Source organism: Terriglobia bacterium, from assembly GCA_035712365.1.
In the GTDB taxonomy this organism is placed as follows: domain Bacteria; phylum Acidobacteriota; class Terriglobia; order UBA7540; family UBA7540; genus SCRD01.
The window spans coordinates 1-25,805 of sequence record DASTAW010000021.1 but is presented as its reverse complement, the minus strand read 5'-3'; the positions used below and the strand labels follow the sequence as shown (position 1 = coordinate 25,805).

Genomic DNA, 25,805 nt, shown 5'->3' with positions numbered 1-25,805 from the left:
CAAAACTTGCAACACCTTGCGCCTGGGGTGGCTTCGTCTCCGGCTGCTTGTTCAGTCAGCCTTTTGTTGAACTCCAGCCGGAGACGATCTTTCAGTGCCCTGGCTGGCCGGCCCGTCGCGGGATTTCCGACTTTCGCCGACAGTTCGATTCCGGGTCGTGGGGGTTGCAACGGGGGATATTCTGCTGCAAGGATGGAGCCAGAGGTCGCAGCTTCGATGGCCGCCAACCACGCAGACCCTGGCAGCCGTAAATGCCGCGCCTGCCGCTGGTCTGATAGGATGAACGCACTGGACAAATGCTCGAGCGGGCTGATCTCAACCTGCGGGCTGCTGCATCCTACTTGCCGGGCGGAATTGCCATTCGATTATGCGGCCGTTCACTTGGGAATTCCAGAACGCTCGGAGGATTGATCGGTGAGTGACGAATTGCACCCGAACAGCTCCACACATGAAGGCAGCCGCGCGGGAGCGGGCGCGGAGTACAAGGACCCCGTCTGCGCCATGGATGTGGAGCCTTCCACCGCGGCTGGAAGCTACGATTACAAAGGGACCACCTACTATTTCTGCAGCGAGGCGTGCCTCGAAAAATTCCACGCGTCGCCCGAAGATTACCTTGGCGCAGCCAACGCAGCGCCCAAACCCGCCGAAGCCGTCCGCGGCGCTGCCTACACCTGCCCGATGGACCCGGAAGTCCATCAATCGAAGCCCGGCGCCTGCCCCAAATGCGGCATGGCGCTCGAACCCACCACGATTGCGGCCCTGCGAACGAAAACGCAATACGTGTGCCCCATGCATCCGGAAATCGTCCGCGATGCGCCCGGTTCATGTCCCATATGCGGCATGGCGCTCGAGCCGCGCACGGTGACGCTGGAAGAGGAAGCCAATCCTGAATACGTGGACATGAAGCGCCGCTTTTGGATCAGCGTGGTATTGACCGCACCGCTGATGGCCCTTGAAATGGCGCACATGATTTCGGGCCATTCGATGGTTTCACGCGGAGCAGCGAATTGGGTCCAGTTCGCGCTTGCCACGCCGGTGGTGCTCTATTGCGGCTGGCCGTTTTTTGAGCGCGGCTGGGCTTCCATTGTGAATCGCAGCCCCAACATGTTCACGCTGATCGCCATGGGCACGGGCACGGCGTTTGTTTACAGCGCGATCGCAACCGTCGCGCCGGGAATTTTTCCTGTGTCTTTTCGCGGCCCGGCGGGGACGGTCGGCGTTTACTTCGAGGCGGCCGCCGGCATCACGGCGCTGGTGCTCCTGGGGCAGGTTTTGGAATTGCGCGCCCGCAGCCGGACTTCAAGCGCCATCAAGGCGCTGCTGGGACTCGCTCCGAAAACTGCGCGGCGCCTCGCCGAAGACGGCACGGAAGCGGACATCCCGCTCGACCGCGTGATTCACGGCGACCGCTTGCGCGTGCGTCCGGGAGAAAAAGTTCCGGTGGACGGGGAGGTGCTCGACGGCGCGAGTTACGTGGATGAGTCGATGATCACCGGCGAGCCCACGCCGGTTGAAAAATCGGCGGGCGGGCGCGTCACAGGCGGAACGGTAAACGGGAAGGGAAGCCTGGTGATTCGCGCCGAGCGCGTAGGCAGCGAGATGCTGCTCGCGCAAATCGTGAAAATGGTGAGCGAGGCGCAGCGCAGCCGCGCGCCCATCCAGCGCCTGGCAGACGTTGTGTCGTCATATTTTGTTCCAGCGGTGGTGCTGGCGGCCATCGTGACGTTTATCGTCTGGTCGATTGTGGGCCCATCGCCGCGCATGGCCTACGCGCTGGTTAATGCCGTCGCCGTTCTGATCATCGCCTGCCCCTGCGCGCTGGGGCTGGCCACGCCCATGTCCATCATGGTGGGCACGGGCCGCGGCGCCACGGCGGGCGTGCTGATCAAAAACGCGGAGAATCTTGAGGTTCTTGAGAAAGTTGATACTGTGATCGTCGACAAGACCGGCACGCTCACGGAAGGAAGGCCGCGCCTGGTTACCGTCGAGCTGATGGAAGGCTGGAACGAGCACGACCTGCTCCGCCTGGCCGCCAGCCTCGAGCTCGCAAGCGAGCATCCGCTGGCGGAGGCAATCGTCGCCGGCGCACGCGAAAAAGGCGTGGAACTTGCGGAAGCGCGCGATTTCGAATCCGTCACGGGCAAAGGCGTCATCGGTAAAGTGGACGGCCGCACGGTGGGCGTGGGCAACAGCAGCCTGGTGGAAGAGCAAGGCGCGGACGCGAGCCGGCTGGAGCAGCGTGCCGAAGCCCTGCGCAGGGACGGCCAGACGGTGATGTTTGTCATCGTGGACGGGCAGCCCGCAGGCCTCCTGGGCGTGACCGACCCCATCAAGCAATCGACGCCGGAAGCCATTCGCCTCTTGCACGAAGAAGGCATCCGCATCGTGATGCTCACCGGCGACAGCCGCACTACAGCGGAAGCCGTGGCCAGGAAACTCGGCATCGACGAGCTGGAAGCGGAAGTCCTGCCGCAGCAGAAAAGCAAATTGGTGAAGCGGCTGCAGAACGAAGGCCGCATCGTTGCCATGGCAGGTGATGGCATCAACGATGCTCCGGCGCTGGCGCAGGCGCAGGTGGGAATCGCCATGGGCAGCGGCGCCGACGTGGCCATCGAGAGCGCCGGCATCACGCTGCTCGGAGGCGACCTGCGCGGCATCGCCCGGGCCCGCCGCCTGAGCCGCGGCACTATGAAGAATATCCGCCAGAACCTTTTCTTCGCGTTCGTCTACAACGTGCTCGGCATCCCGCTTGCCGCCGGCGTGCTCTATCCGTTTTTCGGCCTGCTGCTCAGCCCGCTGGTCGCTAGCGCCGCCATGACCTTCAGCTCCGTCTCGGTGATTTCAAATGCCCTGCGGTTAAGGCGGCTGGCGCTTTGATGAGCTTGTGGCATGGCCCTCTGGGCCATGAAGCGTTTGCGTGGAGTGTTCAGCTGGTTTTCATGGGCGAGACGCCCATGCCACAAATGAGAGCTGCCGCTGTAACATGGGTTACGCTTGACCGCATACATTGAGCACGCCGCGACGTATGCGCGACCCGTGGGGTGGTTCGTTTCCTATCCCTCATATCGATATAACGCTGAGCACTTTTGGGACAGGATGTTCGTAGAGCCAGATTCTCGAAAAAGACGTGGATGAGCGGAGTTGTTCGAATACTGGTCGGAGCTTGGAAACTGTGTTTGTCACATCCGCTCTGTGTGGCGTCTGTTTCCAGTAATAGAGGACCAGGTCGATGGGAGCACCTTTTGTCTGATAATTCTTTTGCGACTTGAATGTAATTATCCGTTTGATGAGCGGCTCGTCGTGGCTGTAAGATCCTCCAGTTATCTTTCTCGTCCTAAGAGACTCGTTGTACCGCCGGGCGAGATTCTCATCCGTGACCTCGGCCAGTTCGAAAAAGTACGGAGACCCGCTCAGATTGCAACGGATGTCGGGAAACGGTGAGTCGATTGATTCCACCGAAGACAGATCGATTGAGAGGCCGGACACGCTCGCGAAACCCATGAAAACACGTAATTCACCCATTCGCTTGCGGTCGTTGCTTGACATTCTCTCGTACTCGCTCCGTCGCACTCGAATTGGGAGTTCGTCATAGTCCTTCACATCCGACCAGTTCTTGAACTGTTTCATATTGAGATACACATTAACGTCTTACTCGCATGCGTCTATTCCTTGAGACGCCGCCCGCTCAAGCCTCGTATGAATTTTACATCAAGGAAGGTGGTATCGCAGACCTCGGGGTTTGAGTGCCACGACGGTGCGAACGCAGCCCCCGGAGGGGGCGGAAGACTTTAGCCCATCCCGCCTCGCGGGATGGGAAAACGCGCCATCAAAACACTATAAAGCCCCGGAGGGGCGAAAGAATTCATTCCCCGATATACCGCTCGTCGTAGCGGACGCCGTTCTTCCTGAGAAAGCTGATGAATTCTTCCTGAAATGTAATATGGCGGTCGTGCGTCTCCTGCTCGCGAATGTATTTCGCCACCGAAGCGGCATTCGACTGGCTGACGCTGAAAGCGCCGTAGCCTGTTTGCCACGCGAAGCCGCGCAGCCGGCTTCGGGTCTGATGCACCCAGTGGGATGAATTGGTTTTCACGACGCGCATCGCCTCGGCGACGGGCACGCCGGGCGGCAGCCACAGGAGCATGTGAACGTGGTCAGGCATGGAATTTGCTGCCGCAGCTTGCCTTGAAGCTCGCGGACGATCCCGCCCATGTAGGCGAGCAAGTCAGGCTTGAGATCCGAGGCGATGAGCGGCTCGCGGTCTTTGGTGCTGAAGATGACGTGAGCCAAGAGGTTCGCGAAGGTATGGGCCATATCTTTCGCCCCTCCGGGGCTCTGTGGGATTGTAGCGCGGATCGAATCCCACGGCTCACGACGTGGGCTAAAATCTTCCGGCCCTCCGGGCCTCAGGAAGCATAACGCAGAAGGCAGGAGGCAGGAGGCAGGACGCAGGAGGCAGAAAGGCCTGGCGCTCGCAACTCAGCCCTGCCCGCTTCGCTGCTGTTGCAGGCCCTCGATGATGTCGCGGATGCGACAGGCGTCTTTTTTCCGATGGCCATTGCTCATGATGGGATCGGTGCCGCCGCTCGAATCAATCCGGATTGCTGACCAGAGGATACCGGTCCTTATGCGGACCGAGGCAACTTTGGAAATCGCTATGCTTTCTTCATCCGAACCGATCAGGTGCGGTTTAATGCGGGTGACGTGTTCCGGTGTAATTTCAATTCGGACCGGGAAGAACAGATTCCCGTCCGTCCATCGGCTGGCCGTGAAAACGTGTTTCTCGCTGGCCATAGCTCGAGCCTCTCCGTGCCGTGCGATTCTACAACCCGCCGTGAAATTCTACAATTGTTCGTCATCAGGGTGTGGGGCTGGCCCCGTGGCTCGGACTTGATCCGCAAACATCTTCGGCGGCTGAAGCCGCGCGGTTGGGTGGCCTTTTTCGCCACGGATGAATCCGTGGCCTTTTGCCCTTTCGCGCACACTCTTCAGAGGCCGCGATGGATGCGCCACCCGCTCGACCCTGTTATCTGACCAAGCGACCCTTTGCATTCGCCTGCGGCGGGATGTACACTGCCGGACGGGCCAGATTCGTTTGGGTATTCTTCCCTGGGTAAGTCACACGCGATAACCAAAAATAAAAGGAGGGGGACATGAAGAGCAGGTTAATTGTTCTGGTCATGGTGGGTGTGTTTTGTTTTCTGGGTGGCACGATGGTCCCTTCGGGGCAGTCGGCGCCTCCGGCTACGGCCGAGTCGCAGCCGCTGAAATACCGCATCATCAACTGCATGAAAGTGAAGGCCGGCAAATACCAGCAGGCCATGCAGAATGAGAGTGAATGGAAGCGGATTGAGCAGGCATACAACGCGGCGGGCAAAAGGAGAGGTTGGGCGGTGTTCCAGTTTCAGTTCGCTGGATCAGACGACAGGTGCGACTATGTGACCGTGGACGCTTTTGAAAATTGGAGCGACCTCGAAAATCCATATCCCGACTTTCAAAACGTGTTCAAGAAAGTCTATCCGGATAAGGATTTCAATGAGTTCATGCAGGAGACGGCAGCCTCTCATGAAATAGCCCATCGAGATGTCATGGTTTTGACCGATCACGCGGAATGACGCACAGGAGCCAGGAGCCAGAAGTCAGGAGCCAGGAGCCAGGAGCAAGGCGCCGGAAGGTAGAAGGCAGTAAGCAGGCGCCGGAAGGAAGAAGCCAGGAGCCAGAAGGCGGAAGCCGGGGATCAGGAGCCAGAGGCCAGAAGGCAGCGGAGCAGGACACGTATTTGAAATTTCAGATTTGAGATTGCAGAGCAAAGCCGGCGGTGAGGATTCGGCCACAGTGTCCGCATACGCAAACGGCGCGATCCCGCAGGGCGGGACGCGACCCGCCGGAACTCGATGTTTCGCCTTCTGGCTCCCGGCTCCTTGCTTCTGACTCCTTGCTACTATCCTTCTGAGTGCTGATGGCTGCGTGCTTATCGCGATGCCTGGGTGTTGCCGGCGAGGGATTTGATGAACGTAATCATGCGGGGATCGGTCCAATTGATATCGCTGATGATTTTTTCCGCCACGCGGCCGTCGCGCCCGATGATATAGGTTTCAGGAAGCTTGTAGGTGCCGTAGCGGTGGGCGAGCCGGTAGCTGGGATCGCGGGCCACGGGATAGCTGAGATGATAGTACTGGATGAATTTCGAGAGGGCCTGCGGGTCTTGATCCATGCTGACGCCGATAACAGTGACGCCCTGGGATTCCATTTGGGCGGCAAACTGTTCGAGGCTGGGCGCTTCCATGATGCAGGGCGGGCACCAGGTGGCCCAGAAGTTCAGGACGACCACTTGTCCCTTGAACTGCGACAGCGATAATCTGCCCGACGGCGTCTGCGGCAGCGTGAATCCGGGCGCGCGATCACCCAGGCTGACCGGGTTCTGCTGCCGGGGACGCAGCGCCAGCCACAGAACGCCAACCGCCGCGGCGGCAACCACAATCCATTTGGCAAGGGTGACTCTACGCATAATTCAGACATCTATTATAATCGCGTGGTTGTTTGAAAGTGGACGGTTTGATGTAGCGGCGGCTTTATGCCGCCATGTGGCGATCCCGTCCCCGGCGGGATCGCCGCTACGAGTTGCTGAGCCATTGTCAGAATGATGCCGGGCCGAAGCCCGGCGCTCCTAACCACCCCTCACCCGCCCCGTCGCGGCGGGGCACCCTCTCCCCTCGGAGAGGGCTGGCGAATTTTGGGGGAACACCGGTTATGGCCGGGCTGAGACCCGGCGCAACGCAAAAGGACTATGCCGCAACATGCCTGGATCCGATGAAGGCACCGTGTCCGTCATCATTCCCGCCCGCAACGAAGAGCTGAACATTGGGCGCGTGGTGCGGTCGATTGCACCGCAGCGGCGCCTGCGGGAAATGATTGTGGTGGACGATGAATCCACCGACCGCACGGCGGAAATCCTGGCCGGGCTCGAGCATGAGGTTCCACTGCTGCGCACGCTGCGGATAAAGGCGCTGCCGAATGGATGGACCGGCAAAAGCCATGCCGCGGCGGCGGGAGCGGAACAGGCCACAGGCGACTGGCTGCTGTTCACCGACGCCGACACCGAGCACCTGCCGGGTAGCCTGGAGGCGATGCTCGATCGGGCCGCAGCGGAAAATGCCGCGCTGCTATCGCTCTCGCCGGGGCAGCAGACGCCGACCTGGTGGGAGAAGGCGATCATCCCTTTTGTGTTCGTCCAACTGGCGCGGATTTTTCCATTTGAAAGAATTTCAGACCCGGCATCGCCTGAGGCCGCCGCGAACGGGCAATACCTGCTGGTGCGGAGAAGCGTTTACAATGAAGTAGGCGGATTCGAAGCTGTGCGGGGCGAAATCCTGGACGACGTTGCGCTGGCCCGCCGGGTGAAGCAGGGCGGAGGGCGGCTGGTTTTTCTGCCGGGCGCGGAATGGGTGCGTACGCGGATGTACTCGAATTTTCGCGACATGTGGCAGGGCTGGAGCAAGAACCTCTATCTGCTCTATGGACGGAAGCTCGCGCCGCTGCTGGCGGCTTTATGCGCGGCGCTCCTTCTGGATTTCCTGCTGCCGCTCGGGTTCCTTGTGCTGGCGGCCCTGATTGCGCTGGGGCAGGACGGCGGCTGGATGGTGATGGCGCTTGTCGTGTGCTTCACGGGCTCGATTCTGCGAGAATGGAATTATGAGCGCAGCCTGATACAGCTTGGTTTTGATTCGCGGCTCGGGGCTTACCAGATGCCGGGCGCCGGGCTGTTTGCGCTGCTGTTGCTGAATTCTGTGTGGGCGCACCGGGTGGCGGGCAGCGTCCGGTGGAAGGGCCGGAAGTATCGGGCGTGACCCGAAAAGCAGATTCCTCGCTGCGTGTGACACGGGCGTCCTCGCCCGTGCTGCGGTCAAGAGACACGGCCAGGATGGCCGTGCCACAAGATAGCAGTCTGAAAACTAGCAGGAGCCTGACAGGGGGACGGAAAACATAATGATCTACCTGACGCGGCGCGCCGAATTTTCGGCTTCGCATTACTACCACAATCCGGATTTCAGCCCGGAAGAGAACCGGCGAATCTTCGGCAAGTGCAACAACCCGCACGGCCACGGGCATAACTACACGGTTGAGGTGACGGTGGCGGGCGAGGTGGACGAAACCACCGGCATGGTGCTCGATCTCAAGGACCTCAAGGCCGTGCTGGAATCGGAAGTCATGCAGCGGATGGACCACAAGTTTCTGAACAAGGAAGTGCCGGTGTTCGCCACCACGATCCCCACCACGGAAAACATCGCGGTGGAAATCTGGAACCTGCTGGCGGCGAAACTTCCGAGCGGCCGATTGCATCGAATTCGCTTGTACGAAACAGACGACTTGTTTGTGGATTATTACGGAGACTGAATGGTTTCACTCACCAAACGATACCGCTTTTCAGCGTCGCACCGCCTGCACAACGAGGGGCTGAGCGCGGAAGAGAACAGTCGCGTGTTCGGCAAGTGCAACAGCCCCTATGGGCACGGGCATAACTACATTGTGGAAGTGACGGTGCGCGGACCGGTGGATGCGGCGACGGGAATGGTGATGGACCTGGGGGTGCTGGACCAGGCGGTCGAGCAGGAAGTGCTGGAACCGTTTGGCCACACCTATCTGAACCTGGACGTCCCCAATTTTCAAGGAAAGGTGCCGACCACGGAGAACCTCTGCGTGGAGATTTATAACCTGCTCCGCCGGAAACTCGAGGGCACGAAGGGAAGCGCAGATCTCGAGAAAGTGCGCCTGGAAGAGACGAACTCTAATTCCTTCGAGTACTCGGGCAGGGATTCCACCGCGGCGGCAACGAGAGTAAAGGAATGAATATCAAGGAGACACCAACCGTTGTAGAAGCGGGACAGGCGGTGAACCTCGATCCGCTGGAGGAAGCGGTGCGCACCACGCTGCGCGAACTGGGAGAAGATCCCGGTCGCGAAGGAGTGTTGAAAACGCCTCAGCGCGTGGCCAAATCGCTGCGGTTCCTCACCAGGGGTTACCGTCAGGACGTGAAGAAGGTGCTGAACAGCGCCATCTTTTCCGTCGCCTATGACCAGATGGTGATTGTGAAGGACATCGAGATTTTCAGCATGTGCGAGCACCACATGCTGCCGTTTTTCGGGCGCTGCCACGTGGCCTACGTCCCCACGGAGAAAGTGATCGGGCTGAGCAAGCTTCCGCGGCTCGTGGATGTTTTTGCGCGACGATTGCAGATCCAGGAACGGCTGACCACGCAGATTGCCGAGACCATCATGGAGGCGATCAAGCCGCAGGGAGTGGGCGTCATTATTGAAGCCCGACACCTGTGCATGATTATGCGCGGCGTGGAAAAACAGAATTCCGTGGCGGTGACGTCGTCGATGCTGGGCGTCTTCCGCGATTGTGATCAGACGCGCGCGGAATTCCTGCGGTTGGTGAGGGAGAGGAGTTAAAGAATAGTGACTAGAAGTCATTTCAAAACCCCATGGAACCTATTGAAATGCTTGACCAGACGCGAGCAATTCCAAACGAGGGAGTAGACGTTCGGATTAAGTCTTTTATTTTCAGTACAGGCATGCCTCGTGGCTCCTCCAAATTGGGAATGGTCATGCCAACTAACCTCAGTTCAATGGACTTCAGGGGGTTTTGAAATGACTTCTAGTGATTAGTGAATAGTGATTAGTCGATGAACTTTCACCTAAGGCGGTACCTTTAGCACCGGTCACCAAAGGATTAGGGAACGGGAATTACGAATTGCGAAGAAACTCTATACAGCGCTAATCAATGGCCACATTGAAAAATAGAGTTGCTGTTGTGACCGGCGCCAGCCGCGGCATCGGCCTGGCGATTGCGCGGGGGCTGGCGCGGGCGGGCGCCGAAGTGGTGCTGGTGTCGCGCAACCGGAAGGCGCTGGAGTCGGCCAGGAAGACTCTGCGGGCGGGCGCGAGTGTTGTTGTAGCAGACGTCGGCAAGCCTGCCGATGTCACTCGCCTGTTCGCGCAGGTGAAAAAGCGCCATGGCCGGCTGGACATCCTGGTGAACTGCGCGGGCATTTTCACTTACAAGCCGTTTACCGAAACCACGCTTGAAGACTGGCGGCGCAACATCGAAACAAACCTCAGCTCAATTTTTCTGACGTCGAAGGCGGCGCTTCCGCTTTGGGAGGGCAGCCGTCACGCGCACCTGGTGAATATTCTCTCCACTTCCAGCCGGAACGCCTTTGAGAACTGCTCAGCGTACACGGCGGCAAAGTTCGGAGGGCTGGGGCTGACGCGGGTGCTGAGGAAAGAGTTGCAGCCGAAGGGCATCCGGGTGACGGCCATTCTGCCGGGATTGACCGACACCGAGATGCTGAAGGAATTTGGATTTGAGATTTCGCGCGACAACGTTATGCAGCCGGAAGACGTCGCCGCAGCGGTGATTTCCGCTCTTCAGCAACCAGCGCGGACGGCCGTCCACGAGGTGGTGCTGATGCCGGCGGCGGGCGCGGTTTAGCGCTTTTCGGAAGCTTGCCGGCCAGCCGTCCTGCCCGCAACCTGTCTGTGTCTCTACAAGGCCGGATTCTAGTGCCAAACTTTAGTAGCATCCTATATTTGAAATTTCCGGAACTGTACACTTGAGAAACACGCGTCTGAGTGCCAAAATTACCATGTTGATGGAGGTGGGTGATGAGCGCGAATAGCTTTGCGAAGGGTCTCTCTGCCGCGATAGCGCTGGTTGTCGAGTTCGCTATGATTACGCTAGCTGGTTGCGCGCGTCCGTTTGGTGACCTCAACAAGTCCGCGCGTGAGTTGCTGGGAAAGAGACAGCAATAATATCCATGTCAAAAAGGAAAGCCCGCCAATACCTAAACTTTTGCCAAAGGGACGGAAACAATGCTATGCTAATCGATGAAAATGTGGGAAATAGTCGGAGACGAGGAGAATTAGCGGATGGCGTTAAGTCCGGATTCAAAGTCAAAAATTATCTCAAGCTTTAAGGTTCATGCTTCGGATTCGGGTTCGCCTGAGGTGCAGGTCGCTCTCTTGACCGAGCGCATCTCTTACCTGACAGAGCACTTTCGTGTGCACCGTAAAGATCACGCTTCAAGACGCGGCCTGCTGACCATGGTCAGCAAGCGCAAACGGCTGCTTGAATATCTGAGGCGGCACAGTGCCGACCGTTACAAACAGGTGATCGATCGGTTGGGAATCCGCAAATAGCGGCTGTGAAGCAAAGCGAGAAGACACCGCGTCAAACTGCCCCTACTGGATTGAGCGACCCCCGGCAGGAGTGCCTCGGGTCGCTTTTTGCTTAATGGGGCATTTGCGGGCGTCGATGGGGTTTGAATTTTTTGATCAAAGACCTGCCTCGGTCCGTGGTTCCCACAACCAAACTTAACAAGGCTATCTGAAGTCCCTGCCGCCAAAGGCTGGCGCCGGAAGCGAATCCGGAGCGTTCTCATGGCACAAAGTGGACGGGGCAGGCGAGCCAGCGAAATTCGGAGGATAAATTAATGGAGCAAGTCAGTATTCCACTGGGAGGAAGCACCCTATCAATTGAGGTCGGCAAACTGGCCAAGCAGGCGGACGGCTCGGCCTTTGTGCGTTACGGCGACACAGTCGTGCTGGCGACGGCATGTTCAACCAAACCGCGTGAAGGAATCGATTTCTTCCCGCTCACCGTGGACTATCGCGAGTATACCTATGCGGCCGGGAAGATTCCCGGCGGCTTTTTCAAGCGTGAAGGACGCCCAACGGAGAAGGAAATTCTGAGCAGCCGGCTGATTGACCGCCCGGTGCGGCCCATGTTTCCCGACGGGTTCAAAGACGAGACCCAGGTGATCGCCATGGTGCTTTCGGCGGACACTGAAAACAATCCGGACGTCATCGGCCTGGTGGCAGGCGCGGCTGCGCTTTTCCTTTCAGACATTCCGTTCCCAACGCCGGTGGCGGCGGTGCGCGTGGGCCTGGTGGAAGGACACCTGGTTACCTATCCGACTTATGCAGAAGTGAAGTCAAGCCTTTTGAACATGGTGGTGGCGGGCAGCGAAGACGCCATCGTGATGGTGGAAGCCGGAGCGACGGAAGTTTCCGAGGAAACCATCAACGACGCCATCCAGTATGCGCACGGTGAAATCAAAAAGATCGTGGCGGCCGAAAAGGAGCTGTTCCAGAAGCTGGGAATTAAGAAGCGGGACTTTGCCGCCCCTGAATTCGACAAAGCCATCGAGGCTGAAGTCCGCCAGAAGGTGGAGGCGAACCTCCGCGAGGCCATGGACACCTCGAAATATCCCAAGCTGGAAAGCCAGGACAAAATTTCCGAGTTGAAGAAATCGCTCGAGGCGAGTTATCCGGAAACCGACGAGGAAAAGCGCCGGAAGGTGGGCGAAGCCTTCGAGCGCCTCGAAGAGCGCGTCTTCCGCGAGGACACTCTGCTGAAACGCCAGCGGCCTGACCGGCGGGCTTTTGACCAGGTCCGGCCGATCACCTGCGAAGTGGGACTGCTGCCGCGCACGCACGGCTCCGCGCTGTTTACGCGCGGCGAGACGCAGGCGCTGGTGACGGCGACGCTCGGCACCGCTGAAGACCAGCAGCGCCTGGACGTGCTGGAAGGCGAGTCGTTCAAACGCTTCATGCTGCACTACAATTTCCCGCCCTTCAGCGTCGGCGAAGTGGGATTTCTGCGCGGGCCCGGACGTCGCGAAGTGGGGCACGGCGCGCTCGCCGAACGCTCCCTGATTTCCGTGCTTCCGGACGAAGCGACATTCCCCTACACGGTGCGCGTGGTTTCTGACATTCTCGAGTCCAACGGATCGTCATCCATGGCCAGCGTCTGCGGAGGTTGTCTGGCCCTCATGGACGCCGGAGTTCCCATCAAATCGCCCGTTGCCGGCATCGCCATGGGACTGGTGAAAGAAGGCGACAAGTACGCCATCCTCACCGACATCGCCGGCGCCGAGGACCACTACGGCGACATGGACTTCAAAGTGGCAGGGACCAGGGACGGCATCACGGCGCTGCAGATGGACATCAAGGTGACCGGCATCACGCCCGAGATCATGGCGGAAGCCCTGGCGCAGGCCAGGGCCGCCCGGCTGCACATCCTGGAGAAGATGCTGGCCGCGATTCCTGAGCCCCGCGCCCAGATTTCGGCCTACGCGCCGCACATTCACACCATCCACATCAACCCTGCCAGGATCGGCGAACTGATCGGTCCCGGTGGCAAGGTGATCCGCGGAATCGTGGAGCAAACGGGCGCCAAAATCGACGTCGAGAACGACGGGCGCGTGAACGTGGCGGCCGTGGACGAGACTTCGGCGAACAAGGCCCTCAAAATCATCAAGGACATGATGACCGAGGCCGAGCTCGGCAAGACTTATCTGGGCAAGGTGGTCCGCCTGGCGGACTTCGGCGCCTTCGTAGAAATTTTCCCCGGCACCGACGGCCTGCTGCACATCAGCGAAGTTGCCGAACATCGCATCCGTGATATTCGCGACGAGCTGAAGGAAGGCGACCAGTTGCTGGTGAAAGTGATTTCGATTGACGGCAACAAAATCCGTCTGTCACGCAAGGCTGTTCTGCGCGAGCAGCGGCAGAAGGCGGGCAAGGAAAACTAGCGGCGTTAAGCAAAAGGGTGAAACCCATAACACGCCCGCCGTCATGATGGGCGAAGCGAAGCATCGCCGCATTTCGCGAAAAGAAATGCAGGGACCCTTCGCGGTGCTCAGGTGACGAGCTATCGGGCGGCTCCTGTAATTTGATTCAACAACGGCTGCCGGCGCGGAGATAAATGCTTCGCGCCGGCATTTTTTTTGCTGCGCCGGCCGGCTGGCTGGCACTCTACGTGCAAGCTTGCGGTCGCTGCTTTCAGTAAATCGACGGCTTTTGGAACCTTTGGAGCGCCGTGGGCGTATTCATTAATAGGCTTTCCTCCGTGTCCTCTGTGCAGGGAGAAAAGCGAAACACGGAAAGCACAGGGCCTCTGTGCTGTCTGTGGTAAATCTTTGAAGACACAGAGGTCGCGGAAATGCTGAATGCCTGCGAGTCAAGGCGATCGCCGTGGGCGTTCAGAATGATGGTTGACACCCCTTTCGAGGTTCCCTAGCATAGGGGTTGAGAAAGCAGAAGAAGCCATGGAAATAAACATCGATTCGCGCGACGACGTGACGATTCTGCGGCTGCAGGGGAAGTTCCTGGCAGACGGGGACGGGCCGCAGTGCCGCGAAAAACTGACAGAATTGATCCAATCGGGCAAACGGAAGTTCCTGTTTGATTTTTCCGGCGTGCCTTACATTGATTCGACGGGCCTGGGATTTCTTGCCGGCTGCCGCGCCGCAGCCCAGAAGGCGGGCGCTGGACTGGTGTTGGCGTCGGTGGATGAACGTGTCAGGCGCGTGCTGGATGAAGTGAAGCTTTCCGATTATTTCGTGATTGCCGAAGACGAAGCCGGGGGCATGGCCCATCTCAGCGAGGCGGCGCCTGCCCTACCAGCGGCTTCTGCGAAATCTTCCTGACACCCTGTAGAAAAAGGCACCCGTCATGCTGATCCCGCGAAGCGGGAGAAGCATCTGCTGTACCCTCCTGCGAAACGAATAAAGCAGATCCTTCGCTTGCGCTCAGGATGACACTGCAGCGGGAGCTAATCCTTTTTCCCGAACCAGCCGATTTCTAACTCATCAGGCCAGAAGGTCTCGCTGTAGGGGAGTGTTGAGCGAGGGGAGCGGAGGTTGTCTCGACTGACCGATGCCGGATGAGCACAAACGACGGATCGATCGCGTGCTGGCGCCCGTTCGCATTCGAGTGATCGGGAATGATGTTTCCGGCGTATCGTTCAGTGAAGAGACCATCACCGTAAGCTTCAGCCCGGGCGGCGCCCGCATCAGCCTCACTCATCCACTTCTACCGGACGACATCATCCTCATCAAAAACCTGGCGAACAACATCGAGGAGGAGTTCCGCGTGGTGGGCGCGTTCCAGCAGGTTTTTGGCGACCGCCGCGAGTGGGGCGTGGAGGCGCTGAACCCCGGGAGCGGAATCTGGGGCATCGATTATTCGCCGCCGGCGGATGGCGTGCAGCCCAAGGTACTGATTGAGTGCGCGGCCTGCAGGAATGCAGCTCAGAGTCCACTTTCCTCCATCGAATACGATGTTCTGCTGGCCACCGGGCTGATTTCCCGCCACTGCGACCGCTGCAGAGAAACGACGCGCTGGAAACCGAGTGACCAGCCTGTCACCTCTGAAATGATTCAGCAGGGCAACCAGGCTGCTCCGGCGAAGGAGCGTCGCAGGTCCAGGCGCCTGCAGCTCGTCATGCGGCTGATGGTCCGCAACAGTTGGGGTGTAACGGACATTGCTCAAACCTGCAACGTCTCAAAAGGCGGGCTCTGTTTTGTGAGCACAAGGGTCTATAACGTAGGCGACGAACTCTTCATCACCCTCCCCTTCGCCGACAATCAGGCGCCAGTGGAGACCCCGGCAAAGGTCGTCTGGACGCGGATGGCCAAATCAGGACGCTATTATGGCGCCTGTTACCTGAAATAGGCTGCGGATTGCGCTACCTAATGAGGATTGCATAATCGAGGGACGGCCTTCCATAGCGCCGGTCCCGCCAAGCGGGACCGGCGCTGAAAATTGCCGCCGGGACGGCGGCGCTACAAACGATCTTGTCACCATATTTTGTAATCCTCAGTAATGTGGCGTCCCGCATAGCTTTTTAACAACACGGGGCGCCGGTCATTCCGAGAAGGCGGTGCTCTTCCGGGCCGGGGAATCTGCTTCTGGGCCGGAGCAACAGCAGATTCCTCTCCCGCTCTGCGGGACCGGAATGACCGTATGCGCCGGCCATCATCCTCAACATCCTGATTTTTTAACCGTTAGCGCATTCCGGGAAGTTTTTCTGGACGGGTGGCCTATAATGCTGGTGCGGGCAGCGGCCCGGCAGGCCGCAGAGGCCGCGGGTGAGATATCGGGGAATGGGACCTGGGAGGAAACAGCAGATGGGGAAAACGCGCCTGAGACTTATGGTCACGGCTGGGCTGTGCGTTGTGCTGATGGCATGGCTCGCGGCGCTCCCTGCCCACGCCCAGGTGAGCGCGCGGCTGCTGCTGGTGAGCGGCTCGGAAGTTCCCGGCCATGCCGGTTTCACCTTCGGCCCGTTTTACGACCTGGCCATGAATGGGAACGATCAGATCGCGTTCCGCACCACGCTCGAAAGCCCACGCAGCACGATGCGGGCACTGGTAAGGTCACAGGGAGTATCGTTTTCAGTGATAGCCTTCGAGGGACTGGTTTCGCCCGCCTCGCACGAACAGTATGAATCCTTCAGCGCACCGTGCATCAATGACGCTGGAATTGTGGCCTTCAGGGCGACCCTGAAGGGCGGCGGCGGTGATGCGCCGACGGAGGCCATCGTTCGGGTGGACGGCACGAAGGCGGAGCTGGTGGCTGACAACGCCAGCGGAGAACAGAATTCCGGCGCCGGTTTCCAGGCGTTTTCAGCCCCGGTGATCGGGTCGAGTGGAGCGGTCCTGTTTGCGGCCCGCACCGGGGGCGCGAGCCCGCATTCGGGACTTTACCTCTGGGCGGCGGGAGGAATTCGCCAGGTGGCGCTGCCCAAAGATTTCCAGTTGGGGCCCCGCGACATTCTGGAACTGCTGTTTGCCAGCCGCGACGAAGCCGTATTTGTGCGGCACGGCACGGACATGGCGGCGGCGCGGGAACAATTCTTCCGCGCTGTTGCCGTCCGGAATTTTGAGCAGCTCAACCCACCGCCCCAGCCCTCTGCCACCGCCCAGGTGCTTCCAGCGCGGCCGAACCAGAAGCCTGTGCGGTTGCTGCTGATCCTGCTGCAAGGCAATGAGGCGCAAACTGCGGAGCTGGCCGGCGATCCTTCTCAGCCAGTCAAAGCGCAGATCGCTCCCGGCGGGGGCGTGGCAAGCGGCTCTTCCTTTGAGGTCATCCAGGGCCAGGCGGCGGGCCGGGAGGCGGGGAGTATTATCTTTGCGGGAGTTCCCTCGGGCCAGGCGGACGGGTTCGGCATCTTTTCCATCCGTGACGGACAGGTGGTCCGCCTCACCACTCAGGCGGATTTCGGCCTGCTCCTCGGCAATCTGGCCGGAGACCCGATCAGTTCTTTTGCAGGCGACGGGCAGGGAGCGGTGGCGCTGATCGCTCCGGTCGGAACGCAGCGCGGCTCGAACGCCATCTTCCTGTGTGATACGCCCTGAAGCCTGCTTGATGTTGCTTGTCTCCGCGTTCTCATTGGATTCGAGAAAAAGCCGGAACATAGTCCTGAAGGGTGAAGCGTGGAGATCGACAAAGCCAGATGTTCGGGTATTCTGTAATTGCATGGAGTAAAACGATGAAAACGTCACTGTTAACAACAATCATAATTCTTCTCATGGCCCCGCTGGCCGGTTTCGGCCAGTCGCCCGGTGGGCAATCCGCGCTGCTCGTAATCTATCGGCACGATTACAAGCACCATTGGGAACCCGCAAATCTCAATCCTGTCGTCGCAATCGATGGAAAAAACCTAGTGAAAATTCCCGACAAAACGTATTTCCAGATGCCGATAAAATCCGGCGAATATGTTTTTGACGCAAATCCCTCGAAGGGTGGAACGTATTCCGGCGACCACGCGCCAGGCGAACATGGCAAACTCGGGAGTACGGTTACTGTCATTATTCAGCCTGGAACAACATGTTATCTATCTGTGCGCCAGATCAAGCCGCTGATGTTTGGAATGTGGAGCAATCACATTGAGAGGGCGGCTCCTGACAGTGCGTTAGAGGACCTTGCCGGGTTGCGCCGGTCGAGTCCCAAATTCTCAGATCCCGGAGTGGTTTATCAATTCGAGCCGCGCTGATGCGCACAATTGTTATATTGATAAAAGCTCCGGCTGGACCTGCGGTAGGCGTTTTTTGGCCAAGCCGTGATAGGCCAGGTCAATTGATGTCGCTCTGCGGTTCAGCCTCAACGCCACACGCGATGAAAGCAAATTCCGAATTATGAATTACGGATTACCAGGCACAAGCCGGACGCGCGACGGGTACTGTAATTCGTAATTTACACCCCGATTCCTGGGTGGAAAGAGACGGCGAAGGGGCGGTACGGTCACACCGCCAGCTTCCAGGGCGCGCGATGACGTTTAATGCTTGACGTGTGACGCGCGACGTTATACTCTGGCATTGTGATTAAATCGTTCCGCTCGAAGCAGACGGAGCGCCTTTTTAACCGCGAGAGAGTGCGGGAGTTTCAGTCCATTGAGCGGGCAGCGTTGAGAAAGCTCGTGATGTTGGATGCAGCTAAGGAATTGCTGGACCTTGCAGCGCCACCGGGCAATCGGCTTGAGCCGCTGCGTGGGGACCGCGAGGGGCAACATAGCATCCGAATTAATGATCAGTGGCGCGTCTGTTTCGTCTGGCGAGATGGCGACGCCTACGGCGTCGAAATAAAGGACTATCACTAGTGAGGACCAAAATCATGGCTGCAAAATTGAAGCCGATCCATCCTGGAGAGGTTCTTCGTGAAGAGTTCATGGGACCGCTCGGCCTGAGCATGAACAGGCTGGCGCTTGACCTGCACGTGCCGGTGACGCGAATAGCTGAAATTGTGCATGAGCGCCGGGCCATCACCACCGATACGGCGTTGCGTCTGGGCAGATTTTTCCGCACTTCCCCGGAATTTTGGCTCAACCTTCAGACCCGCCACGATCTGGAGATCACCCGTGACAAGGAAAAGGCCAAAGTCGAGCGGGAAGTAAAGCCGATCAAGGCCGCTGTGGCCTAATAGACATTAAGGCTGGCCTTTCGCTCCATACCGGATTGCCCGGTATTGATTCACGGCTGGCGTGGCCGCCGGCAACTTCCCGATTTCAAGGAAACCCAACCTGCACTTGCTATGGTTTGCACCCTGTCACGACAATGAGGGATTATCAGCCCTTACACCGCCAGCTTCCAGGGCGCGCGGTAATCGCGGGTGACGTATTGCTGGGCCTTGCTGCCGCCGGCCAGGAGCTTCTGGTTTTTCACGTCCCACTCGATCCGCTCCTTACTGCGCAGTGCGACGTTGCCCAGCAGGCAGGCGCTGGTGGAGCGGTGCCCGATTTCAATGTCAGAAATCGGCCGCTGGCGCGACTTCATGCAGTCGAGGAAGTTCCGCACGTGATCGGAATGAGCATTGTTGGCGGACTTCATCTGCATGGAAGCGGTCCTCGGCAACTCAAGCGGTGTTCCTCCTGCACGCCGTGAAGGTTCGGCGCGGTTTTCAGGAAACACCTCGAATCCGCCGCGATCAACGAACAGGGTGCCGTCGGTGCCGTGGAACTCAATTCCATAGCTCTTGCCGTACATGGAATTGGCGTTGTCCCAGCGATTTTCATAGACGCAGACAAAATCAGGATTGCGGTATTCATAGGTCACCTGAAGCGTGTCGGGCGTTTCGGCATTGTCCTTGATGTAGTATTTCCCGCCCAGGCTGGCGATCACTGAAGGCGCTTCAACCTGCATGGCCCATTGCACGATGTCGATGAGGTGGACGCCCCAATCGGTCATGAAACCGCCTGCGTAGTCCCAGAAATAGCGGAAGGTTGACCATCGCGGCGGAATCGCGGGATCAGGGCCGAAGCGGTTCCAGTTGAACGCAACTTTGGGTGCCGGGCCGAGCCAGGCGTCCCAATCGAGGCTGGTTGGCGGGTTCGAATCGGCAGGATCGCCGATGCCTTCCGGGCAGGAGTTGCCGTAGTTCCAGGTGCGGACAAAACTGACCTTGCCGATGAATCCGTCCTGCACCAGCTTGACGGCTTTCTGGAAGTGGATGCCGGAACGCTGCTGGGTCCCCACCTGCACCACGCGGTTGTATTTTCGCGCCGCTTCCACCATCAGAATGCCCTCGTCGATGGTGTGGCAGATGGGCTTTTCCACGTAGACATCTTTGCCGGCCTTGCAGGCTTCGATCATCAACAGCGGGTGCCAGTGGTCGGGCGCGCCGACGACCACGGCGTCGATGTCTTTGCGGTCGAGAACCTGGCGGAAATCGGTGTAGGTTTGGGCCTTGCCTCCGGAGTCCTTCAACCCCTGGTCGAGATTATCCTTGAAAACATCGCAGACTGCGGCGATTTCAACGTCCGGCTGCTCTCGAAATGCCCTGAGATCGCCGCGCCCCTGGCGGCCCGTGCCGATGACTCCCACAATCACTTTGTCACTGGGAGCCGTCTGCGCCGCTTTGCCGAGGGCAGGGAAGCTGAGTCCGGCTCCGGTCGTCGCGATGGCAGCCTTTTTTATAAATTCACGTCGGTCAACTTGTTCGGCCATGATGTATTAGTCCTCCATGTTTTTTCTGGGCGGAGCCATAGGATTTTTTTCGTCATGTGACTGCCTGGCGCTGGCCATCACCCGTGGCGGCATGAAGCCGCCGCTACATTGCGCAGCAATTCTTATCACATTGCGGCAAAGAGTGAAAGGAAAGTTCTTCGAGACCCTCTTTGCCCACAGGGCCGGGCGCGCGGGAGGGCGATAGCTTGATTTCAAGTGGGGCTCGTTATAACGTGGTTTTTCTGCGAGAATCAGGTAGCAGTAGCGCCGAGCTTTAGCCCGGCGCCTGCCCTCCTGAAGGTCGGCGCTACAAGACCGCGAATGAAAACGGAGACGCACCATGTATGATCCGCAAACCATGCTAATGATCGCGGCCGTTATTTCCCTGGCTTTTGTTGTCGTCGTTATCTTGTGCTTGTTCTACGGTTTGTATCTGCTGGGCAGGATCCGAAGACAGGCGGTGGGCATCAATCAGCGCCTGGACCAGCTTCTGGCGAGACGGTTCTCAGGGGGCGAAGGCGCGGCTGGCTCCGGCATGTCCCTCTAGGTGCGCTCCAGTACACTTCAAGCTCCTGTTATTGCCGGCCGCGCTTTCCTTGCAGGCCCTTCGGGTGGTTATTCCTTGTTCAGCTTGCTGGCAAGTGTGAGGATCAGCTTGCGATTGGGGGTGTTCATGTCTTCGAAGTACTTGATCAGCTTGCGGACCGATTTGGATTGGCTTGCCTGCGGCGGAACACGCGGCGCTGTAGGATGTCCAGGTCCTCGAAACAGCAACTGATACGGTTCAACCTCGAGCGCCTTCGCGAATTTGTCCAGAGTTGCCAGAGAGGGCGCCGTGTACCCTCCCTCGACCCGTGAAATATATGATCGGAGCAGCCCTGACCGCTTTTCAATATCGCCCTGCGAGAGGCCTTTTGCTTCACGGAGGCTTCGTATGCGTTTTCCTATCTCCATATATTTATAAAATCAGAACTGCCGTTTCTTGTCAATGATTGTTATAAAATTCTATGTTTAGAGATATGTAATACGATTTAACAGTATGTAATAGACGGTTACCGGGGCCCGATTCTGCGTTTACATCAGGTCCCCGCCGGACGCCGGGCAGGCGGTCCCGCGTAAGAGGCTGCAAGCTCAAGAAAAACCAGTGAGAGCAGTGCCGCGCCGGCTTCCGTGAGGATGGGAAGCAAAATTGCCATGTCCGCCCGCTCCGACAATTGATGGTCGTTGCCATCGGTAATCGCAAAGATCTTCCGGCTCCCATCCTGCCTTGCCTCGCGAACCAACCGGTGCGCCTGCTGCTTCAGTCCGCAGCGTGACGACGAAAGGTACACGATTCCCGAGCCGGGCTGCGGAATTGCCCTAAGGGACTGCTCAAAATCCAGCAGATCAATGCCCTGGGCGGAGAGGTTTCCCAACCGCCGCAGCCGGTTGGCCGCCTGAAGCGCCACGGAATAAAACGCTCCGCCTCCGATTAAGTAAAGCCCCGACAGCGAGCTCAACTGCTTTGCCAGCGCGGCGGCTGCGTCAGAAACCTGACCCAGCACCCAATCAACGTGGCCCGCAAGTTTTGCCAGTTCCTCTTCCTGCGCGTTCGGTGATTTTGCCGGCGCTTTCAACACCCGTGCCGCCGCTACGGCCAGAAAAAGCATGGCTGCGTGACGACAGAACATGGAGCTGCTCGCATCGGCGACGGGGCTGACGGAATAGTCATTCACGACGGCATCAGCCAGCGCCGCCAGTTCGCTTGCAGAGTCCGGGGCGACGGCCCAGACGACCGCGCCATGGCTGCGGGCCTTTCTGGCTGCCGCCAGGGTCTCTTCGCCTTCCTGCGGGCCGGCAACCACGATCACCAGCGAGCGCGGGGCGAGCGCTCGGAAGGTGTAAGCGTTGAAATCCCCCGGCCGCTCGACGACCACCGGCATTCCGAGCAGCGACCGAAAAGCCCAGGCGCCGGCTAATGCCGCTGGATAGGAGGGTCCGTCACCCAGCATGAAGACCGGCCTTTCGCCCCAGCCGCCACGGCGGACGAGGGCATCGTAAAGCGGCAGCCCTTCCTCGCGCATCTGCCGCAAAGCGTTGGGGATTTGCGAAAGATCATTCCTAAGGTTCACGGCGGCCTCAATTCTGGATTAGGTGGCCGGGCGTTGTCGCTCCCGCCTGGGCGGGACCAGGATGGCCGTGCCACAACCCGCAAGAAAACAAGTCGCCACCCGTGGAGTATCAGCCGGTCCGGTTTTCAATTATAATGAGATCGAGCGCAAACAGGCGATCAGTTGTTGGAGGAGGGTTTGCGAGGTCTTCGTTTGACTCGTTCCTGAGTCTACCTATTCCCTTGTGATGCCCGAACGGGCCACGCGGTGGGTCCACTTGCGCCTCTGTGCGTGTTCGAATGTTGTGAGAGACGTTTCAGCAGCTACTCGGGGGCGGTGGCCGGCGTGGTTTCGTAACTGTTTGTTTGTAACATTTCGGCGTCTCGATACGTCAAAACGTGAATGGAGCGAGGCTTGGTAGAAGTGCGTCTTTCCACAAAAAAACTCATAGGGCTCCTCGTGACATTGTCCGTGGTTGCCCTCGTGTTCTCTGGCTGTTCTGAGAAGAACCCTGCAAACGCCGCGTCGTCTTCATCGATGGCAACGGCCGCCGTGCCCGTGGTTGTAGCCAAGGCGAGCCAGCGGGACATGCCGGTGCAGGTGACCGCCATTGGCAACGTGCAGGCGTATTCCACTGTAACCGTGAAATCGCTGGTGGACGGCGAAATCCAGAAAGCTTATTTCACCGAAGGGCAGGACGTCCGAAAAGGAGATTTGCTGTTCACCATTGACCCCCGGCCGTTCCAGGCGGCGCTCCACCAGGCCGAAGCGAACCTGGCGCGGGACCAGGCGCAGGCCGAGTACGCGAAGGCCGAGGCCAAACGCTACACGGAGTTGGAAAAGGAAGGCATTGTTTCCCAAATCCAGTTTGAGCAGTTTTCTTCCAACGCGCAGGCGCTGGATGCTGCCGTCCGCGCCGACCAGGCCGCCGTGGAAAATGCCAATATCATGTTGGGCTATTGCTCCATTTCGTCCCCCATCGACGGGCGGACGGGAAGCCTTCTGGTCCATCCCGGCAATCTGGTGAAAACCAACGATACCAGCCTGGTGGTGATCAATCAGGTGAGCCCCATTTACGTGGATTTCTCCGTTCCGGAGCAGGACCTCCCGCAAGTGAAGCAGCACCAGCAGCAGGGAAAGCTGCGAGTGCTGGCCTATCCGTCAGGAGACAAGGCCAACGGCTCGAAGGGGAATTTGACGTTTATCAACAACACAGTGGACGCCAACACCGGAACCATTGAATTGAAGGGAACGTTTCAGAACAGCGACCGGAAATTGTGGCCCGGGCAGTTTGTCAATGTTGTGGTCGATCTCACTGTGCAGCGAAACGCGACGGTGGTGCCTTCGCAGGCGGTGCAGAACGGAGAGCAGGGGCAGTACGTTTATGTCGTCAAACCGGACCACACGGCTGATTTTCGTCCCGTGACGGTCGGGAACACTCTCGAGGGCGTCACGATTGTGGAAAAGGGTGTCCAACCCGGAGAAACGGTGGTAACCAACGGGCAGCTTCGGCTTTATCCGGGCGCCAAGGTTTCGTTCAAGAGCGAACCCGCCACCCAGCAGGAAAGTAGCTCATGAATCTCTCTGAACTTTTCATCCGCCGTCCGGTCATGACGACGCTGATCATGCTCGGCATTCTGCTGTTCGGCATCATGGCCTATCGCTTCCTGCCGGTCAGCGATCTGCCCAGCGTCGATTATCCCACCATCACGGTGAGCGCCAGTCTGCCCGGGGCCAGCCCGGAAACGATGGCCTCATCGGTGGCGACGCCTCTCGAGCGGCAATTCTCAACCATTGCCGGCCTCGATTCGATGTCGTCCACCAATACCCAGGGAGGCACACAGATCAGCCTGCAGTTTGACCTGAGCCGGAATATTGACGCGGCGGCCCAGGACGTGCAGTCGATGATCACCCAGGCCCAAGGGCAACTTCCCCCGAACATGCCCTCCCCGCCGACCTTCCGCAAAGTGAATCCAGCCGACCAGCCGATCATTTACATGTCGGTCTGGTCTGACACGCTGCCGCTGTACACCACCAGCGAATACGCGGACACAATGATGGCGCAGCGCATCTCGATGATCAGCGGGGTGGCGCAGGTCCAGGTTTTTGGTGAACAGAAGTACGCGGTGCGCGTGCAGTTTGACCCCAAGGCGCTGGCCGCGCGGCAGATTGGAATCGATGAAGCCACCCAGGCCATTCAGAACGCCAACGTCAATCTGCCGACGGGCACTCTCTACGGCGCCCACAAGTCTTTTGTGGTGCAGGCCGAAGGGCAGCTTACCGACGCGGCCGCCTACCGGCCTGTGATTATCGCCTATCGCAACGGCGCTCCGGTCCGCCTGGATGAAGTGGCCAACGTGGTCAACGGAAGCCAAAGCGACAAGATCGCGATGTGGTTTGGCCAGCATCCGGCAATGGTACTGGCCATCCAGCGCCAGCCGGGAACGAATACTGTTGAAGTTGTGAATAACATCAGGAAGCTGCTGCCCAGCTTCCGGTCGGAATTCCCGGCCTCCATCAATTTCCAGATTCAATACGACCGGTCTCAAACCATCCGGGACTCCATCAATGACGTCAAGTTCACGCTCTACCTGACGCTCTGCCTGGTCATCCTGGTGATATTTATTTTCCTGCGCAACGTGTCCGCCACCATCATCCCCAGCCTGGCGCTTCCCATGTCGATTATCGGCACCTTTGCCGTGATGTACCTTGCGGGCTATACGGTGGACAACTTATCCCTCATGGCCCTTGTGCTCGCCGTGGGCTTCGTGGTGGACGACGCCATCGTCATGCTCGAGAACGTGGTGCGGCACCTGGAGATGGGAAAGCCGCCCATGCGCGCCGCCGTGGACGGCGCGCGCGAGGTGGGCTTCACCATCATCTCCATGACGGTGTCGCTCACGCTGACGCCCATGCTCAGCAGCCGCTTCCTGCGGCCCGAGGCGAACGAGCGGCACGGGCGCTTCTACCAGGTCACCGAGCGCGGCTACGACTGGCTGCTCGACCAGTACCGCCGCACGCTCGACTGGTCCATGGAGCGCCGCGGGCTGGTGCTGCTCTTCTCGCTGGTGATCCTGGTGGGCACAGTGCTGCTCTTCCGGCTGGTGCCCAAGGGGTTCATCCCCGACCAGGACACCGGCTCGCTGAACGCCTCGACTCAGGCGGCGCAGGGCATCTCGTTCGACGAGATGGTGCGCCACCAGCGGCAGGTGGAGGCCATCGTGCGGCGCGACACCAACATCGCGGCCGTCATGTCGTCGGTGGGAGGCGGGGGCGGGGGAGGCGGGTCCAACTCGGGCCGGCTCATGCTGACGCTCAAGCCGCGCGGGCACCGGCTGTCGGCGCAGGACCTTTCCAACGAGCTGCGCCGCAAGCTCTCGCGCGTGCCGGGCATCAACGCATTCGTGCAGGTGCCGCCGGCCATC

Annotated in this window: 24 protein-coding genes and 1 pseudogene; 18 read left to right on the top strand and 7 right to left on the bottom strand. The window is 59.2% G+C overall.

The features are described 5' to 3' along the window. Positions 1–426 precede the first annotated feature (426 nt). A complete protein-coding gene (locus VFQ24_06170) occupies positions 427–2,877 on the top strand; it encodes a heavy metal translocating P-type ATPase (protein HET9177926.1) in 2,451 nt (816 codons plus the stop codon). 183 nt (positions 2,878–3,060) lie between these two features. Here VFQ24_06170 and VFQ24_06165 read toward each other — a convergent pair whose 3' ends face one another. The 3 genes and pseudogenes from VFQ24_06165 to VFQ24_06155 form a co-directional block, all read right to left on the bottom strand. Then, positions 3,061–3,627: a hypothetical protein gene (locus tag VFQ24_06165; protein ID HET9177925.1), complete on the bottom strand. Its 567-nt coding sequence runs from the start codon at positions 3,625–3,627 to the stop codon at positions 3,061–3,063. A gap of 235 nt (positions 3,628–3,862) precedes the next feature. Then, positions 3,863–4,165 (bottom strand): annotated as a pseudogene (locus VFQ24_06160) (transposase). Positions 4,166–4,479: 314 nt separating this feature from the next. Next, the gene (locus VFQ24_06155) at positions 4,480–4,794 is read right to left on the bottom strand and encodes a hypothetical protein (GenBank protein HET9177924.1); all 315 of its coding nucleotides are present in this window, start codon (positions 4,792–4,794) and stop codon (positions 4,480–4,482) included. A gap of 359 nt (positions 4,795–5,153) precedes the next feature. Between VFQ24_06155 and VFQ24_06150 the strand changes: the two genes are divergently transcribed. Further along, complete coding sequence (locus VFQ24_06150; GenBank protein HET9177923.1) at positions 5,154–5,615, top strand: hypothetical protein; 462 nt, start codon at positions 5,154–5,156, stop codon at positions 5,613–5,615. A 356-nt stretch (positions 5,616–5,971) separates the two neighbouring features. On the opposite strand, the gene VFQ24_06145 is transcribed toward VFQ24_06150, so the two are convergent. After that, positions 5,972–6,508, bottom strand: coding sequence for a TlpA disulfide reductase family protein (locus VFQ24_06145; protein HET9177922.1), 537 nt, complete (start codon positions 6,506–6,508; stop codon positions 5,972–5,974). A gap of 289 nt (positions 6,509–6,797) precedes the next feature. On the opposite strand from VFQ24_06145, the gene VFQ24_06140 reads away from it, so the two are divergent. The 13 genes from VFQ24_06140 (at position 6,798) to VFQ24_06080 (ending at position 18,767) form a co-directional block, all read left to right on the top strand. Beyond that, positions 6,798–7,847, top strand: a complete 1,050-nt coding sequence (locus tag VFQ24_06140; protein HET9177921.1) for a glycosyltransferase — start codon at positions 6,798–6,800, stop codon at positions 7,845–7,847. A gap of 139 nt (positions 7,848–7,986) precedes the next feature. Then, a complete protein-coding gene (locus VFQ24_06135; GenBank protein ID HET9177920.1) occupies positions 7,987–8,394 on the top strand; it encodes a 6-carboxytetrahydropterin synthase in 408 nt (135 codons plus the stop codon). Further along, a complete protein-coding gene (locus VFQ24_06130) occupies positions 8,395–8,847 on the top strand; it encodes a 6-carboxytetrahydropterin synthase (protein ID HET9177919.1) in 453 nt (150 codons plus the stop codon). Next, positions 8,844–9,452 carry a GTP cyclohydrolase I FolE gene (folE, locus tag VFQ24_06125; protein HET9177918.1) on the top strand — a complete coding sequence of 203 codons (609 nt, stop codon included), beginning with the start codon at positions 8,844–8,846 and terminating at the stop codon, positions 9,450–9,452. Before VFQ24_06130 ends, folE begins: the two co-directional genes overlap by 4 nt. A 340-nt stretch (positions 9,453–9,792) precedes the next feature. Continuing rightward, complete coding sequence (locus VFQ24_06120) at positions 9,793–10,494, top strand: SDR family oxidoreductase (protein ID HET9177917.1); 702 nt, start codon at positions 9,793–9,795, stop codon at positions 10,492–10,494. A gap of 437 nt (positions 10,495–10,931) precedes the next feature. Continuing rightward, entirely contained in the window at positions 10,932–11,201 is a 270-nt protein-coding gene (gene rpsO, locus VFQ24_06115; GenBank protein ID HET9177916.1) for a 30S ribosomal protein S15, read from the top strand. Positions 11,202–11,494: 293 nt separating this feature from the next. Then, the gene (gene pnp / locus VFQ24_06110) at positions 11,495–13,597 is read left to right on the top strand and encodes a polyribonucleotide nucleotidyltransferase (protein HET9177915.1); all 2,103 of its coding nucleotides are present in this window, start codon (positions 11,495–11,497) and stop codon (positions 13,595–13,597) included. A gap of 516 nt (positions 13,598–14,113) precedes the next feature. Then, complete coding sequence (locus tag VFQ24_06105) at positions 14,114–14,494, top strand: STAS domain-containing protein (protein HET9177914.1); 381 nt, start codon at positions 14,114–14,116, stop codon at positions 14,492–14,494. Between the two features lie 229 nt (positions 14,495–14,723). Then, positions 14,724–15,521, top strand: coding sequence for a PilZ domain-containing protein (locus VFQ24_06100; GenBank protein HET9177913.1), 798 nt, complete (start codon positions 14,724–14,726; stop codon positions 15,519–15,521). Positions 15,522–15,976: 455 nt separating this feature from the next. Continuing rightward, the gene (locus tag VFQ24_06095) at positions 15,977–17,206 is read left to right on the top strand and encodes a choice-of-anchor tandem repeat NxxGxxAF-containing protein (protein HET9177912.1); all 1,230 of its coding nucleotides are present in this window, start codon (positions 15,977–15,979) and stop codon (positions 17,204–17,206) included. A gap of 134 nt (positions 17,207–17,340) precedes the next feature. After that, on the top strand, positions 17,341–17,844 hold the full coding sequence (locus tag VFQ24_06090; GenBank protein ID HET9177911.1) for a hypothetical protein: 504 nt from the start codon (positions 17,341–17,343) through the stop codon (positions 17,842–17,844). 324 nt (positions 17,845–18,168) lie between these two features. Beyond that, on the top strand, positions 18,169–18,447 hold the full coding sequence (locus tag VFQ24_06085) for a type II toxin-antitoxin system RelE/ParE family toxin (protein HET9177910.1): 279 nt from the start codon (positions 18,169–18,171) through the stop codon (positions 18,445–18,447). Positions 18,448–18,461: 14 nt separating this feature from the next. Continuing rightward, a complete protein-coding gene (locus tag VFQ24_06080) occupies positions 18,462–18,767 on the top strand; it encodes a HigA family addiction module antitoxin (GenBank protein HET9177909.1) in 306 nt (101 codons plus the stop codon). A 152-nt stretch (positions 18,768–18,919) separates the two neighbouring features. Here the strand turns inward: VFQ24_06080 and VFQ24_06075 are convergent, their stop codons facing one another. Further along, positions 18,920–20,290, bottom strand: a complete 1,371-nt coding sequence (locus VFQ24_06075; GenBank protein ID HET9177908.1) for a Gfo/Idh/MocA family oxidoreductase — start codon at positions 20,288–20,290, stop codon at positions 18,920–18,922. Positions 20,291–20,630: 340 nt separating this feature from the next. On the opposite strand from VFQ24_06075, the gene VFQ24_06070 reads away from it, so the two are divergent. Next, entirely contained in the window at positions 20,631–20,837 is a 207-nt protein-coding gene (locus VFQ24_06070) for a hypothetical protein (GenBank protein ID HET9177907.1), read from the top strand. 68 nt (positions 20,838–20,905) lie between these two features. Here VFQ24_06070 and VFQ24_06065 read toward each other — a convergent pair whose 3' ends face one another. Together VFQ24_06065 and VFQ24_06060 are read right to left on the bottom strand one after the other, a co-directional pair. Next, positions 20,906–21,244 carry a helix-turn-helix transcriptional regulator gene (locus tag VFQ24_06065; GenBank protein HET9177906.1) on the bottom strand — a complete coding sequence of 113 codons (339 nt, stop codon included), beginning with the start codon at positions 21,242–21,244 and terminating at the stop codon, positions 20,906–20,908. Positions 21,245–21,369: 125 nt separating this feature from the next. Then, the gene (locus VFQ24_06060; GenBank protein HET9177905.1) at positions 21,370–22,401 is read right to left on the bottom strand and encodes an SIS domain-containing protein; all 1,032 of its coding nucleotides are present in this window, start codon (positions 22,399–22,401) and stop codon (positions 21,370–21,372) included. A gap of 402 nt (positions 22,402–22,803) precedes the next feature. Between VFQ24_06060 and VFQ24_06055 the strand changes: the two genes are divergently transcribed. Together VFQ24_06055 and VFQ24_06050 are read left to right on the top strand one after the other, a co-directional pair. Then, positions 22,804–23,958, top strand: coding sequence for an efflux RND transporter periplasmic adaptor subunit (locus VFQ24_06055; protein ID HET9177904.1), 1,155 nt, complete (start codon positions 22,804–22,806; stop codon positions 23,956–23,958). Continuing rightward, a partial coding sequence (locus tag VFQ24_06050; GenBank protein ID HET9177903.1) for an efflux RND transporter permease subunit occupies positions 23,955–25,805 on the top strand: 1,851 nt, incomplete at its 3' end. The genes VFQ24_06055 and VFQ24_06050, both read left to right, overlap by 4 nt.

Coding starts and splice junctions, on each gene's coding strand:
- VFQ24_06165 (HET9177925.1), bottom strand. CDS start 3,627: ATGAAACAGTTCAAGAACTGGTCGGATGTGAAGGACTATGACGAACTC.
- VFQ24_06155 (HET9177924.1), bottom strand. CDS start 4,794: ATGGCCAGCGAGAAACACGTTTTCACGGCCAGCCGATGGACGGACGGG.
- VFQ24_06150 (HET9177923.1), top strand. CDS start 5,154: ATGAAGAGCAGGTTAATTGTTCTGGTCATGGTGGGTGTGTTTTGTTTT.
- VFQ24_06145 (HET9177922.1), bottom strand. CDS start 6,508: ATGCGTAGAGTCACCCTTGCCAAATGGATTGTGGTTGCCGCCGCGGCG.
- VFQ24_06140 (HET9177921.1), top strand. CDS start 6,798: ATGCCTGGATCCGATGAAGGCACCGTGTCCGTCATCATTCCCGCCCGC.
- VFQ24_06135 (HET9177920.1), top strand. CDS start 7,987: ATGATCTACCTGACGCGGCGCGCCGAATTTTCGGCTTCGCATTACTAC.
- VFQ24_06130 (HET9177919.1), top strand. CDS start 8,395: ATGGTTTCACTCACCAAACGATACCGCTTTTCAGCGTCGCACCGCCTG.
- folE (HET9177918.1), top strand. CDS start 8,844: ATGAATATCAAGGAGACACCAACCGTTGTAGAAGCGGGACAGGCGGTG.
- rpsO (HET9177916.1), top strand. CDS start 10,932: ATGGCGTTAAGTCCGGATTCAAAGTCAAAAATTATCTCAAGCTTTAAG.
- pnp (HET9177915.1), top strand. CDS start 11,495: ATGGAGCAAGTCAGTATTCCACTGGGAGGAAGCACCCTATCAATTGAG.
- VFQ24_06105 (HET9177914.1), top strand. CDS start 14,114: ATGGAAATAAACATCGATTCGCGCGACGACGTGACGATTCTGCGGCTG.
- VFQ24_06100 (HET9177913.1), top strand. CDS start 14,724: ATGCCGGATGAGCACAAACGACGGATCGATCGCGTGCTGGCGCCCGTT.
- VFQ24_06095 (HET9177912.1), top strand. CDS start 15,977: ATGGGGAAAACGCGCCTGAGACTTATGGTCACGGCTGGGCTGTGCGTT.
- VFQ24_06090 (HET9177911.1), top strand. CDS start 17,341: ATGAAAACGTCACTGTTAACAACAATCATAATTCTTCTCATGGCCCCG.
- VFQ24_06080 (HET9177909.1), top strand. CDS start 18,462: ATGGCTGCAAAATTGAAGCCGATCCATCCTGGAGAGGTTCTTCGTGAA.
- VFQ24_06075 (HET9177908.1), bottom strand. CDS start 20,290: ATGGCCGAACAAGTTGACCGACGTGAATTTATAAAAAAGGCTGCCATC.
- VFQ24_06070 (HET9177907.1), top strand. CDS start 20,631: ATGTATGATCCGCAAACCATGCTAATGATCGCGGCCGTTATTTCCCTG.
- VFQ24_06065 (HET9177906.1), bottom strand. CDS start 21,244: ATGGAGATAGGAAAACGCATACGAAGCCTCCGTGAAGCAAAAGGCCTC.